General features: G+C 72.0%; 12 protein-coding genes and 3 pseudogenes. 8 read left to right on the forward strand and 7 right to left on the reverse strand.

Annotated features, from left to right (window positions below):
* The first annotated feature begins 4 nt into the window (after window positions 1–4).
* Window positions 5–550 carry a hypothetical protein gene (locus tag AQI94_RS12900; protein ID WP_031038970.1) on the forward strand — a complete coding sequence of 182 codons (546 nt, stop codon included), beginning with the start codon at window positions 5–7 and terminating at the stop codon, window positions 548–550.
* Here the strand turns inward: AQI94_RS12900 and AQI94_RS12905 are convergent.
* From AQI94_RS12905 to AQI94_RS12920, 4 genes are all read right to left on the reverse strand, one after another.
* Entirely contained in the window at window positions 541–1,455 is a 915-nt protein-coding gene (locus tag AQI94_RS12905; RefSeq protein ID WP_031038967.1) for an SDR family oxidoreductase, read from the reverse strand. The genes AQI94_RS12900 and AQI94_RS12905 overlap by 10 nt on opposite strands.
* 81 nt (window positions 1,456–1,536) lie before the next feature.
* Window positions 1,537–1,911, reverse strand: coding sequence for a DUF4180 domain-containing protein (locus AQI94_RS12910; RefSeq protein WP_031038963.1), 375 nt, complete (start codon window positions 1,909–1,911; stop codon window positions 1,537–1,539).
* On the reverse strand, window positions 1,901–2,530 hold the full coding sequence (locus AQI94_RS12915) for an MBL fold metallo-hydrolase (RefSeq protein WP_007386653.1): 630 nt from the start codon (window positions 2,528–2,530) through the stop codon (window positions 1,901–1,903). Before AQI94_RS12915 ends, AQI94_RS12910 begins: the two co-directional genes overlap by 11 nt.
* Window positions 2,530–3,615: an S-(hydroxymethyl)mycothiol dehydrogenase gene (locus AQI94_RS12920; protein ID WP_031038956.1), complete on the reverse strand. Its 1,086-nt coding sequence runs from the start codon at window positions 3,613–3,615 to the stop codon at window positions 2,530–2,532. Before AQI94_RS12920 ends, AQI94_RS12915 begins: the two co-directional genes overlap by 1 nt.
* 174 nt (window positions 3,616–3,789) lie before the next feature.
* On the opposite strand from AQI94_RS12920, the pseudogene AQI94_RS12925 reads away from it, so the two are divergent.
* The 3 genes and pseudogenes from AQI94_RS12925 to AQI94_RS12930 form a co-directional block, all read left to right on the forward strand.
* Window positions 3,790–5,139 (forward strand): annotated as a pseudogene (locus AQI94_RS12925) (MBL fold metallo-hydrolase); the annotation flags it as partial.
* A gap of 72 nt (window positions 5,140–5,211) precedes the next feature.
* Window positions 5,212–6,030 (forward strand): annotated as a pseudogene (locus AQI94_RS45560) (rhodanese-like domain-containing protein); the annotation flags it as partial.
* Window positions 6,027–6,776, forward strand: a complete 750-nt coding sequence (locus AQI94_RS12930; RefSeq protein ID WP_031054136.1) for a sulfite exporter TauE/SafE family protein — start codon at window positions 6,027–6,029, stop codon at window positions 6,774–6,776. The pseudogene AQI94_RS45560 and the gene AQI94_RS12930, both read left to right, overlap by 4 nt.
* A gap of 3 nt (window positions 6,777–6,779) precedes the next feature.
* Here the strand turns inward: AQI94_RS12930 and AQI94_RS12935 are convergent, their stop codons facing one another.
* The gene (locus tag AQI94_RS12935; RefSeq protein WP_028807630.1) at window positions 6,780–7,067 is read right to left on the reverse strand and encodes a metal-sensitive transcriptional regulator; all 288 of its coding nucleotides are present in this window, start codon (window positions 7,065–7,067) and stop codon (window positions 6,780–6,782) included.
* Between the two features lie 90 nt (window positions 7,068–7,157).
* Between AQI94_RS12935 and AQI94_RS12940 the strand changes: the two genes are divergently transcribed.
* From AQI94_RS12940 to AQI94_RS42740, 3 genes and pseudogenes are all read left to right on the forward strand, one after another.
* Entirely contained in the window at window positions 7,158–7,775 is a 618-nt protein-coding gene (locus AQI94_RS12940; protein ID WP_079062539.1) for a rhodanese-like domain-containing protein, read from the forward strand.
* 34 nt (window positions 7,776–7,809) lie between these two features.
* Entirely contained in the window at window positions 7,810–9,564 is a 1,755-nt protein-coding gene (locus AQI94_RS12945) for an ABC transporter ATP-binding protein (RefSeq protein WP_031046569.1), read from the forward strand.
* A 10-nt stretch (window positions 9,565–9,574) separates the two neighbouring features.
* Window positions 9,575–9,805, forward strand: a pseudogene (locus AQI94_RS42740) (type III PLP-dependent enzyme); the annotation flags it as partial.
* Between the two features lie 61 nt (window positions 9,806–9,866).
* Here the strand turns inward: AQI94_RS42740 and AQI94_RS12950 are convergent.
* Window positions 9,867–10,160: a hypothetical protein gene (locus AQI94_RS12950; RefSeq protein ID WP_031046565.1), complete on the reverse strand. Its 294-nt coding sequence runs from the start codon at window positions 10,158–10,160 to the stop codon at window positions 9,867–9,869.
* 173 nt (window positions 10,161–10,333) lie between these two features.
* Between AQI94_RS12950 and AQI94_RS12955 the strand changes: the two genes are divergently transcribed.
* On the forward strand, window positions 10,334–10,699 hold the full coding sequence (locus tag AQI94_RS12955; protein WP_031046562.1) for a nuclear transport factor 2 family protein: 366 nt from the start codon (window positions 10,334–10,336) through the stop codon (window positions 10,697–10,699).
* Window positions 10,700–10,789: 90 nt separating this feature from the next.
* Here the strand turns inward: AQI94_RS12955 and AQI94_RS12960 are convergent, their stop codons facing one another.
* A complete protein-coding gene (locus tag AQI94_RS12960; RefSeq protein WP_031046559.1) occupies window positions 10,790–12,757 on the reverse strand; it encodes a ricin-type beta-trefoil lectin domain protein in 1,968 nt (655 codons plus the stop codon).
* Window positions 12,758–12,818: the final 61 nt, after the last annotated feature.

A 12,818-nucleotide genomic window follows, 5' to 3' on the forward strand; every position in this document is an offset into this window, starting at 1 on the left:
GTCCATGACCGCGTTCATACAGCAGCTCCCCGCGCTCATCGGCGTCGTCATCGGCGCACTCGGCTCCTATCTGGCGGTCGTGCGGGGCGACCGGGTGCGGTTCCAGCGGGAGCAGGCGGCCCGCTGGGAGGACCGGAAGTTCGCGGTGTACGCCGAATACGCGCGGGCGTTGAAGAGGTCCGTGACGCTGACCTACCGGGTCGCCGCCCACTTCGGCAACGATCCGCACCCGCACCCCCTGACGCCCCAGGAGGCCGAGCCGCAGCTGGCCGAGGCGACGATCGCACGGGACCCGGCCGGGGAGGCGCTGATCCTGCTCGGCAGCCCCGCGGTGGTGGAGCAGGCCCGGACCTGGGTCGTCACCGTGATGGAGATGGAGGCCTTCCTGCGCGCCGGGACGCGTGACCCGGCCGCGTGGCAGGCACTGATGGACCGGCAGCGCGCCGGACGCGAGGGGTACTACCGGGCCGTACGGGAGGATCTCGCGCTGCCGCCGGGCCACTCGGCGCGCTGGGCCCTGACGTCGAGCGGCACACCGCCTCAGCGGTAACCGGTCACGTCCGCCGGCTTGTCCGCGTCCTGGACCTCGACCAGATAGCGCCAGGCGTCGGGGCGGCTGCCGTCGAGGTCGGTGAAGCCGTACGTCCGGGCGAGCGAGCCGCTGTCGAGGGACTGGCCGTTCCAGCGGGCCACGTCGGGGTCGGCGGCCAGTGCGGCGACGGCGCGGCCCACGTAGTGCGGGGTCTCGGAGATGGCGAAGTGAGGGACGCGGTCGAGGGCGTCGCGCCAGTTGTCCTCCCGCACGCCGAAGGTGTCGAGCATCATCTCCGAGCGCAGCCAGCCCGGGGTGAGCGCGAGGGCGGTGGCGCCGCGCGGCCCGAGTTCACGGCCGAGGGCGAAGGCCATGCGGATGACGGAGGTCTTGGCGAGGTCGTAGAAGAAGGAGACGCGGTAGTTCTCGCGGTTGTAGGCGTCGGTCCCGTCGGTCATCTCGACGACCAGGCCGCCGGGCCGGCGCAGCAGCAGGGGCAGGGCGTGGTGGCTGGTGATGGCGTGGGTGTCGACGGCGAGCCTGAGCAGCCGCAGGCCGTCGTCGAGGTCGTGCTCCCACACGGGGCTGTCCCACGCGAAGAGGTGCTCGCCGCCCCAGATGTCGTTGACGAGCACGTCGAGGCGGCCCTGCTCGTCGGCGATCCGGTCGACGAGCGCGCGGACCTGCACGGGGTCCAGGTGGTCGGTGGGGACGGCGATGCCATGGCCGCCGGCCGCGGTGACGAGGTCGGCGGTGTCCTCGACGGTCTCGGGGCGGTCGTACTCCGAGCGGCGGGTGCGGGTGCTGCGTCCGGTGACGTAGACGGTGGCGCCCGCCGCTCCCAGTTCCACGGCGATCCCGCGCCCGGCCCCTCGTGTGGCCCCGGCGACCAGTGCGACCCTGTCCCGCAGCGGCTGTGACATGTCCGACCTCCCGTTTGCGCCCGATGTCTCGTCGAGCATGGCCGGGAAGCCGGACAACCTCTGTCGTGATTTACGGGAGAGTCACCCGGCCGCGCGCAGTTTCTCGTCCAGGGTGTCCAGATCCGGCAGGAACCAGATGTGACCGCCCTGGTTCGTCTCGTGGACGAAGTCCCGCAGGGCCGTGCTGTCGTCGAGCCGGCGGGTGACGTCACCGATGATCGCCAGCCGGACCCGGTAGGTCACGAACTTCTGCATCACCGCGCCCGCGACACCCGTCCGCAGCCGGAAGAACTCCTCGGGGACCCGGGCCACCGGTACGGCGACCACCTGGGCGTCGCGGCCCATGGCGTCGCCGATCAGGTCGAGGGCCGCCCGCTCGCCGTCCAGCGGCGGGCCGTCGGGGGCACAGTGCAGGACGTTCTGGCCGCTGCCGTGCACGACCTCGTCAGTGGCCACGGTCGATCCATTCCTGCAGGTGAGGAGCCTCGGCGCCGATGGTGGTGGGGTCGCCGTGACCGGTGAGGACCTTCGTCTCGGGCGGCAGGGCGAGCAGACGGTCGCGGATCGAGTCGATGATCGTCGGGAAGTGGGACCAGGAGCGGCCGGTGGCACCAGGACCGCCCTGGAAGAGGGTGTCGCCGGTGAAGACGGTGCCGAGGCCCGGGTCGTAGAGGCAGACCGCACCCGGGGCGTGGCCGGGGGTGTGCAGCACCTGGAGGTCGATGCCCGCGGCCTCGATGACCTGGCCGTCGCGCAGATGGGCGTCCGGGTCGCGGTCGGGGTGGGTCTGCTTCCACAGCGGCAGGTCGTCGGGGTGCAGCCAGATCGTGGCGCCGGTGCGGTCGGCGAGGGCGGGCGCGGCGTCGATGTGGTCGTTGTGGGCGTGGGTGCAGACGATGGCGGTCAGCCTGCGGTCGCCGACGGCCTCCAGGATGGCGTCCGCGTCGTGGGCGGCGTCGATGACGATCACCTCGTGGTCGTCACCGACGATCCAGACGTTGTTGTCGACGTCCCAGGTGCCGCCGTCGAGGCTGAACTGCCCCGAGGTGACGAGGCGTTCGATGCGAGCGGCCATCAGAGCACCACCACCGAGCGCAGGACGTCGCCGTGGTGCATGCGCTCGAACGCCTTCTCCACCTCGTCGAGTTGGATGGTCTCGGTCACGAACGCCTCCAGGTCCAGGCGGCCTTGCAGATGCAGGTCGATCAGCATGGGGAAGTCGCGGGAGGGCAGGCAGTCGCCGTACCAGGACGACTTGAGCGACCCACCGCGCCCGAAGACGTCGAGGAGCGGCAGCTCCAGCTTCATCTCGGGGGTGGGCACGCCGACGAGGACGACGGTGCCGGCGAGGTCGCGGGCGTAGAAGGCCTGCTTGTACGTCTCGGGACGGCCGACCGCCTCGATGACGACGTCGGCGCCGAAGCCGCCGGTCAGTTCACGGATCGCCTCGACCGGGTCGGAGTCCTTCGAGTTCACGGTGTGGGTCGCGCCCATCGTGCGGGCCTTCTCCAGCTTCCGGTCGTCGAGGTCCACGGCGATGATCTTCGCAGCGCCCGCGAGGTTCGAGCCGGCGATCGCCGCGTCGCCGACGCCGCCGCAGCCGATGACGGCGACGGTGTCGCCCCGGCCGACGTTGCCCGTGTTGATGGCGGCACCGATGCCGGCCATCACGCCGCAGCCCAGGAGCCCGGCGACCGCGGCCGAGACGGAGGGGTCGACCTTGGTGCACTGTCCGGCGGCGACCAGCGTCTTCTCGGCGAAGGCGCCGATGCCCAGGGCGGGCGAGAGCTCGGTGCCGTCGGTGAGGGTCATCTTCTGCTTGGCGTTGTGCGTGTTGAAGCAGTACCAGGGCCGCCCTCGCAGACAGGCCCGGCAATTGCCGCATACGGCACGCCAGTTGAGGATCACGAAGTCGCCGGGCGCGACATCGGTCACCCCCTCGCCGACCGACTCCACGACACCGGCGGCCTCATGGCCGAGGAGGAACGGGAAGTCGTCGTTGATCCCGCCCTGCTTGTAGTGCAGGTCGGTGTGGCAGACCCCGCAGGCCTGCACCTGGACGACGGCCTCCCCCGGTCCTGGATCGGGCACCACGATCGTCTCCACCCGCACCGGCTCGTCCTTGCCGGGTGCGATCACTCCGCGTACCTCCTGCGCCATGGCCCTGACCCCTTCGTTCGCCCGGTGTACGTCCCTCCGACCCTACGCGTGACTGATCAGTAACGGCACAGGTCCCCGAGCGGAAAAATACCCCCTGGGGTACCTCTGCTACGGTGGAATGCATACCCCCGGGGGTACTCCACCCCGGGCTTTCGCGAGGAGAGGAGTGTTGTCGTGCACTTCGTCGACACCATCGAGGTGCCGGGGCTCGGCAACCGCGGCTACCTGGCGGGCGGCGCCCGCAGCGCCGTGGTGGTGGATCCGCCGCGGGACGTGGACCGGGTGATCGCGGCCGCGGCCCGGCGCGGGGTGCGGATCACCCACGTCGCCGAGACGCATGTCCACAACGACTACGTGACCGGCGGCCTGGAGCTGGCGCGGATCACGGGGGCCGCCTATCTGGTGCCGGCCGGGGCGCTGGTCGCGTTCGAGCGGACACCGGTCGCCGACGGGGACGTGACGGAGATCGAGGACGGGCTGGCGCTGCGGGCCCTGGCCACACCGGGTCACACCCCGCACCACACGTCGTACGCCCTGGAGGAGGCCGGGCGGGCGGCGGTCGTCTTCACCGGCGGCTCGCTGCTGATCGGCACGGTGGGGCGGCCCGACCTCGTGGAACCGGGGCTGACCGGGCGGCTGGCGCGGGCGCAGTACGACTCGGCGCACCGGCTGGCCGCGGAGCTGCCCGACGAGACGGAGGTGCTGCCCACCCACGGGTTCGGCAGTTTCTGTTCCGCCGGGCAGGCGGAGGGCGGGGCGACGACGACCATCGGGCGCGAGCGCCGTTCGAACGAGGCGCTGGTGAAGGACATCGATACGTTCGTCGCCGACCTGCTCGCGGGCCTGGACGACGTGCCCGCGTACTACGCGCACATGGGCCCGGTGAACGCGCAGGGCCCCGGCCCGGTGGATCTGACCCCGCCTCGCCGCGCGGGCCGCGAGGAGATCGCGGCGCGGCTGGCGGCCGGCGAGTGGGTGGTGGACCTGCGGGACCGGCGCGCGTTCGCCGAGGGGCATGTCGCCGGGACGTTCAACTTCGAGGCCGAGGGGCAGCTCGCGACCTATCTGGCCTGGCTGGTGCCGTGGGGCAGGCCGGTCACGCTGCTGGCCGCCACACCGGCCCAACTCGCCGACGCCCAGCGGGAACTGGTCCGTGTCGGCATCGACCGGCCCGCCGCGGCGGCGACCGGCTCGCCCGCCGAGTGGGTACGGGACGGGGATGTGCCGCGCTCGTTCCCGCGTGCCACGTTCGCCGACCTGGCCGCTCAGGGGTCCCACGGGGTCGTCGTGCTGGATGTGCGGCGGGACTCGGAGCGGTCGGCCGGACACCTCAGGGGCTCGGTGCACATTCCCTTGCACCGGCTGCGGGAGCGGCTGGCGGAGATACCCGACGGCACGGTGTGGGTGCACTGCGCCGGTGGGATGCGGGCCGCCGTGGGCGCCTCGATCCTCGACGCGGCGGGGCGTGACGTGGTCGCCGTGGACGACGGGTTCGCGTCGGCGGCCACGGCCGGGCTCCCGATGGCGAGAATCACGGCGGAACAGGCGCACGAGCGGACGGGGGCCGAGGCCGAGGCCGTCCTCCTGGACGTCCGTGAGCAGGAGGAATGGGAGGCGGGACATGCGCCCGGCGCCGTGCACGCTCCCCTGTCGGAGCTGAGGTCGGGCGGGCGGCTGCCCCGGGCCGCGGAGAACCGCCCGGTGATCGCGATCTGCCGCTCCGGGAAGCGGTCCCGTGCCGCGGCCGAACTGCTCACGGCGCGGGGCGCGGACGCGGTGGACGTCCTGGGCGGGATGGAGGCCTGGACACGGGCGGGACTCCCGGTGGAGAGTGCCGCGTCCTCGGGCGCGGGGCCAACGGGGACGAGTGCCGCCTGCCAAGGGTCGGGGGCGGCGGTGACGGGCGCCGCCGGCCCGGTCCCGGGGCCTGCGGTGACGGACGGCGCCTGCTCAAGCTCAGGGCCCGAGGTGACAGGCGCCGCCTGCCCAGGCTCGGGGCCTACGGTGACGGGCGCCGACCCGACTCCTGCGCGAGCCGGATCCGCAGGGGATGGTTCAGCCGTCACCGAGCCTGACGTGGACGGTGGGTCCGGCGACACCGCCGCGGAAGCCGGAGGCAGCGGTGTGCCCGACGATGTCCGCGCCGAGCCTGAAGTGACCGGAGCGGAGAGCGACACCGCCACCGGACCTGGCGTGACCAGGGCGCCGGGCGACACCGCCACCGAACCCGCCAAGACCGCGGCGCCAAGCCAAACCCCCACCGCACCCGCCGAGACGAGCACTCCGGGCCACACCCCCGCCCAAGCGGCGGACGGCTCCCCGGGTGCCGAGGGCCGCGCCCCCGCGTCGGGCGCCGTGGCACGCCGCACCCCGGCCACCCGAGCCGCGGTCGACACCGCCGCCCGTCCCGCGTGAGCGCCCTCGTCCTCGCTCTGCTCGCCGGCGGTCTCACCGGGCTGGCGCTCGGGGCGCTCGGCGGTGGCGGCAGCATGCTCGCCGTACCCGCGTTGATCTACCTGCTCGGGTTCAGTCCGGCCGCGGCCACCACCGCCGGACTGGTCGTCGTCACCCTCACCTCCGTGACCGCGCTGGTCACCCACGCCCGCGGGGGCGCGGTGCGCTGGCGCGAGGGTGTTCTGTTCGCAGCGGCCGGACTGGTGCCCGCGGCGATCGGCGGGGCGGTGTCCGGACAGCTGCCCTCCGGCGTGCTCACGGGAGCCTTCGCCGTGGTCGCCGCCCTCGCCGCCGTCCGGATGCTCCGGCCCCCGGCGGCCGTACGGCCGGACGAGGCGCCGGTGCGTACGGGGCGCGTCGCCCGAACCGGGGCGGGGCTCGGCGCGGTGACCGGCGTCCTGGGCGTGGGCGGCGGATTCCTCGCCGTACCGGCCCTGGTGAACGTCGTAGGGCTGCGCATGAGGGCCGCCGTCGGAACCAGCCTGCTGGTCATCACGGTCAACTCCCTCGCCGCGCTGGCGGCCCGGGCGGGCACGACCGTGGACGTCGACTGGGCTGCCGTCGCCCCGTTCGCGGGGACCGCGGTGCTCGGCGCGTGGGACGGCAGGCGTCTGGCCGCCAAGGTGTCGGCCGGCGCGCTCCAGCGGACGTTCGCCGTGGCGCTCCTGGCCGTGGCCGCGTTCATGCTGGCGGACGCCGTCCTGTGACGGTCACGCCAGGGACAGGAACAGCTTTTCCAGCCGGGCCTTCATCTGCTCCGTCGTCTCGCCGTCGACCCGGTTCCCCTCGGGATCGGTCAGACACTGCTGAAGCCCCGTCGCGATGATCGCGAAACCGGCCCGGTCGAGGGCGCGGGAGGCCGCGGCGAGCTGCGTGACCACGTCCTCGCAGTCCCGGCCCTCCTCGATCATCTTGATCACTCCGGAGATCTGACCCTGCGCCCGGCGCAGCCGGTTCAGCACCGACTTGAGCTCATCGCCCTCGAACTGAAGCTCCACCATCACTCCTCTACATACCCTTGGGGGTATTTTACCTCCTCGGGGTCACCACCGGCTGTCACCAGCCTCTCAGGAAGGATCACGTACGACATGCCCCCCACCGCTCTCGACGTCTCGCAGGCGGGCGCCCGCCTGGACGAACTGACCGTCGTCGATGTCCGGACCCCGGGCGAGTACGCCTCCGGACATCTGCCCGGCGCGCTCAACATCCCCCTGGACCAGCTCGGACGCGCCCTGCCCGCACTGCGGGAGGTGCGCGGCGAACTGCTCGTCGTCTGCGCCTCCGGGGCCCGTTCGCTGAACGCGTGCCAGGTCCTCGCCGGGCACGGCATCCGGGCCCTCACCCTGACCGGCGGCACCCAGAGCTGGGCGGCGGCCGGGCGGCGGCTCGACCGGCCGGCCGCGGGCGCCCGTACCGACTGGGCCATGGAACGCCAGGTCCGCTTCACCGCGGGCAGCCTGGTCCTGGCCGGGCTCGGGCTCGGACTCCTGTACCCCGCCTGGCAGTTGCTCTCCGCGGCCGTCGCGGGCGGACTGGTCTTCTCCGCGCTCACCAACACCTGTGGCATGGCCGCCCTGCTGGGCAGGCTGCCGCACAACCGGTCACGGGCCGCCGACCTCGACACGACCCTGGCCGCGCTCGCCCCCGCTGACCCCGACGGCGCCCCGAACCCGCGAGCCCCGCGAGGGAGCGCCGACGTAGCCTGAAGGCTCCGCACGCCGTCGGGACCCGAGGAGCACCGTGAGCAGCACCGAGACGGAGACCGCGCCGCCGACCTGGCGGCTGCTCCTCGGATACGTACGGCCCCACCGGTGGACCCTCCTCACCGGTGCCCTGCTGTCGCTCCTGACGGGAGCCACCGGTCTGCTGCTGCCCCTGGTGGCACGGGAGTTGATCGACGACCTCTCCCACGACCGTACGATCACCGGCGCGTTGTTCGTCATGTCGGGACTGGTGATCGCCAACGCGGCGTTGGGCGGGCTGGGTTCGTACGTGCTGCGGCGCACCGCGGAGTCGGTGGTGCTCGGTGCGCGGCGCGCGCTGTCGTCGTATCTGCTGCGCCTGCGCATCACGGCCGTCGACCGCACCGAGCCCGGCGACCTGATGGCCAGGATCACCTCGGACACCACGCTGCTGCGCGAGGTCACCACCGACTCGCTCGTGGGTCTCGGGACCGGCGGGCTCACGCTGGTGGCGACCGTGGTGATGATGGGGCTGGTCGACCCGGTGCTGCTGGGCGTCACGCTGGCGGTGATCGTGGTCGCGGGCACGGTCCTCGGGGTGATCGTGCCGCGCATCAACCGGGCGAGCCGGCAGGCGCAGGACGCCGTCGGCGTGATGGGCGCCGCACTGGAGCGCATCCTCGGGGCGCTGCGCACAGTGAAGGCGTCCGGCGCCGAGCACCGCGAGGAGCGGACGCTGCACGCGGCGGCCGAGGAGTCGTGGCGGCAGAGCGTGCGGGCCGCCAAGTGGGCGGCAGCCGCGGGCAACACGGCGGGGCTCGCGATGCAGATCGCGTTCATCACGGTGCTCGCGGTGGGCGGCGCGCGGGTCGCCACCGGTGCCATCGAGGTCGGCACGCTGGTGGCGTTCCTGCTCTATGTCTTCTATCTGATGTCGCCGATCCAGCAGGTCGTCGGGGCGGTCACGCAGTACCAGACAGGGGCGGCGGCGCTGGCCCGTATCCAGGAGGCCCTGCACCTGCCCGCCGAACCGGCGGCGCTGCCCGCCCCGTTGCCCGCCGACGGGGCCGCACCGGCTTCCGTCGCCTTCTCGGACGTCCGGTTCCGCTATGCCGACGATCTGCCCTACGTCCATCACGGGGTGACCTTCGATGTGCCCGCTCGGGGGATGACGGCGTTCGTCGGGCCGTCGGGGGCGGGGAAGACGACGGTGTTCTCGCTGATCGAGCGGTTCTACGACCCCGAGGCCGGGGTCGTGACGGTGGACGGGCGGGACCTCGCGGAGTGGGAGCTGCCGCAACTCCGGTCCGCGATCGGGTACGTGGAGCAGGACGCTCCCGCCCTGTCGGGGTCGCTGCGGGAGAATCTGCTGCTCGGCAACCCGGAGGCGGACGAGGGCGCGGTGACGCGCGTGCTGAAGACGACCCGGCTCGACGGTCTGGTGGCCAAGCTGCCGAGCGGGCTGGAGACGCTGGTCGGGCATCGGGGTACCAAGCTGTCGGGCGGGGAGCGCCAGCGGGTGGCGATCGCCCGGGCTCTGCTGCGGCGGCCCCGGCTGTTGCTGCTGGACGAGGCCACGTCCCAGCTGGACGCGGTCAACGAGGCGGCCCTGCGGGACACGGTGGCGGACGTCGCCCGGACGACCACGGTGCTGGTCGTCGCGCACCGGCTGTCCACGGTGACGATGGCCGACCGGATCGTGGTCATGGACGCGGGACGCGTTCGGGCAGTGGGGACGCACAGGGAGCTGGTCGCCGGGGACCCGTTGTACGCGGAACTCGCGGCCACACAATTCCTGGCCACCGCAGGGTGAGCGCACCACCGCCGCCGTCCGGGGCGGCACCCGTCATCTGCCTGCCGCCGCAGGTGAGCGGATCACCCTGGTCGGACAGCTGTGCACCCCGAAGGACGTGCTGGCCCGCCGGGTGCCCGCGCCCGGCCTGCGCGCGGGTGACCGGGTGCTGTTCTCGCCGGCCGGCGCCTACGCGTGGAACATCGCGCACCACGACTTCCTGATGCATCCCCGGCCCGCGGTCCACTTCCTGGACACGTGAGGGGGCATGCGTCGAGGGCCGCCCGGTGATCCGGGCGGCCCTCGGTTCTTGTACGGGTGGGTCAGTGGACGGCCGGCACCAGGCCGGTGACGGGGGCGACGAGGCCGGTCACCTGGCCCAGCTGGTTCAGGTCGTTGACCCGGTTGAGGCCGGCCAGCTGCCGGGAGACCGGCGGGATCTCGTCCCTGTGCTCCGCGGGGATGTCACTCATCGCGAGCGAGTCGATCACCGCGATCGGGTTGAGCTGCCCGGCGTCCGGGGCGGCCGCGTCGGCCGCGTTCGCGAGGGGGGCGGTGAGGCCGGTGACGCCGACGGCGAGACCGACGGCGGCGACGATGCGTCGAGTTGAGATCATGTTGTCAGCAACGGGGGCGGGCCCCTCCCGGACACGGCCGGCCGCGCCCCCTCACCCGTCAGGCGGAGCGCCCGGCCTGCGCTTGCCGTGGCCGCCCGGGCGGAGGAGTCTCGAAGAAACAGGGCCTGCGCGGTCCGCTCCTCGTCGGGCCGCGGCCCTCGAAGGAGGTCACCATGGGCACCGCGGCAAGCTCCGGCTTCACCACCGAAACCCTGCGCAGCGTCATCGAAGGAAACTCTGCGGCGAATCTTCTGTCGCTCTACGCGGACGACGCCGAGATACGCGTCGTGGACCGCAACAGTCAGCCCAGCCATCCCACAGTGCTGCACGGCAGGGACGAGATCAGCGCGATGCTCGACGACGTCTACAGCCGCGACATGACGCACAAGCTGGAACAGTGCGTCATGGACGGTGACCGCGTCGCCTTCAGCGAGTCCTGCCGGTACTCCGACGGGGTCCGCGTCCTGTCCGAGTCGATGCTGACGCTCCGGGACGGCAAGATCGTCGAACAGACCATGATCCAGGCCTGGGACGAGTAACGAGAAAGGTGCCGAAGGTCCAGATCACGATCCGACCGACCTGGACCTTCGCGGCATGCTCGCCGCACGCCGATCGTGACTGGCGCTGGGTCAGCTCAGTGTCCACTTCTGGTTGGCCTGGCCGTTGCACGACCACAGCACCGTCTGGGTGCCGTTGGCGGTGCCCGCGTTGTAGGCGTCCAGGCAGAGACCGGCGTTGACGTTGGTGATCGTGCCGTCGCTGTTGACGTTCCACTTCTGGTTGTTCTGGCCGTTGCAGTCCCAGATCACGACCTTGGTGCCGTTGGTCGTGCCGAGGTTGTAGGCGTCCAGGCACTTGTTGCCGTACACCACGAGTTCCTTGCGGGAGGTGTACGTCCACTGCTGGTTCTGGCCGCCGTTGCAGTCCCACAGTTCGGCCTGGGTGCCGTTGCCGATGGTGTTGTCGTAGACGTCCAGGCAGCGGCCGGACTGGGTGCCGACGGCGAGGGTGCTGTCGGTGCCGGGCAGCGGGTGGACCGTGATGTCGGCGAGCGTCGGGGCGCCCGTGAAGGTCAGCGTGTTCGAGGAGCCCTTGGACAGGGCCACCTGGACCGAGACGGTGCCCTGGGAGGAGCCGGTGGGCGGGAAGGACACGGTGGTCGCGCCCTGGCCGTTGACCTTGAGGGTCGCGGTGCGGGCCGCCGAGGTGTTGTTGGTGTAGGCGACGTCGACGGTCTTGATCCCGGTGTTTCCTGCGACCACTCCGGTGAAGCTCGACGTGCCGGCATAGGTGCTGCTCGCGGCCTCGGTGCCGCCGGTGACCGTGAGCATCACCGAGCCACCCGCCGGGACACCGGTGGTGTAGCCGGTGCCGTACGAGCCGGTGTCGGAACGCGCCCACAGGTCACGGACGGTCGCGCTCGCGCTGGTGAGGCCGAGGTCGGACCAGCGGACGGTGATGTTCTGGGCGGCGGAGGTGCGGTTGAGGAGGACGACGGCACGGTTGCCGGTGCCGGACAGGACCTTGCCGTAGACCTGGAGCCCGGTGGTGTCCTCGGCGACCTTGACGCCCTGGAGGCCGCGCGGGTCCTGGTCGACGGCGATGACCTCGGGGTTCTTGAGGATGGTCGCGGTCCCGGTGGTCATGGTGGCCAGGTTGTTGCCGGCCAGGAGCGGGGCTCCGGAGACGGCCCACAGGTTCATGTGGGTGCGGTTCTGGGCGGCCGTGAAGCCGTCCATGCCGACCATCAGCATGTCCGGGTCGTTGTAGTAGCCGGTGTGCTGGGCGGTGGGGTGGAGGTTGCGGTCGTAGTTGGTCAACAGGTTCGTCATCGACGGCTTGTTGCCGTAGAGGATGATGTCGTCGTTGGTCCGCCACATCGCGCCCTGCCCCGGCGCCCAGTTCCACGGGTTCTGCCGTCCCCAGTTGCACAGCGACAGGGTCATCGGGCGGCCCGTGGCGGCGGTGGCCCTGGTGATCGCGTCGCTGATCGACTGGTACGTCGTCTTCGCGTCGAGTCCCTCCGCGTCACCGCCGCACCAGTCGACCTTCACGAAGTCGAAGCCCCACTGGGAGAACTGCAGCATGTCCTGGTCGTAGTGGCCCTCGCTGCCGGAGCCGGGGGCGGCGGGGCGGCCCGTCGGGTAGTAGTAGCCGCAGCCGTCCTTGCCCGCGTCCGTGTAGATGCCGGCCTTGAGTCCCTTGCCGTGGATGTAGTCGGCGATGGCCTTCATGCCGCCGGGCCACTCGGACTGGTCGACGGTGATGTTCCCGGCGCTGTCGCGCGTGCCCTGCCACCAGCCCTCGTCGATGTTGATGTACTTGTATCCCGCCGCCGGAAGCCCGGACGCGACGAACGCGTCGACCTGCGCCTTGATCACGCTGTAGTCGATCTTCGCGGCGAAGCTGTTCCAGGAGGCCCAGCCCATGGGCGCGGAGGGCACCGGTATCTGTCGGCCGGTCGCGGCCTGCGCGGGGGCCGGCTGGGCGAAGAGCAGCGCGGCGCAGGCGGTCAGGGCGAGGACCAGAGCGCGGACGGCCGTGGCTCGGAGTCGTTCGGCGAGACCCGTGCGGGTCGTTCGCGGCGGGGGGTACATGCGGCTCCTTCAGTGGGGGGAACACCAGCACCTTGGTCGATATATCGAACTTGGACCGGTG

The organism is Streptomyces pseudovenezuelae (assembly GCF_001513955.1).
Lineage (GTDB): Bacteria > Actinomycetota > Actinomycetes > Streptomycetales > Streptomycetaceae > Streptomyces > Streptomyces pseudovenezuelae.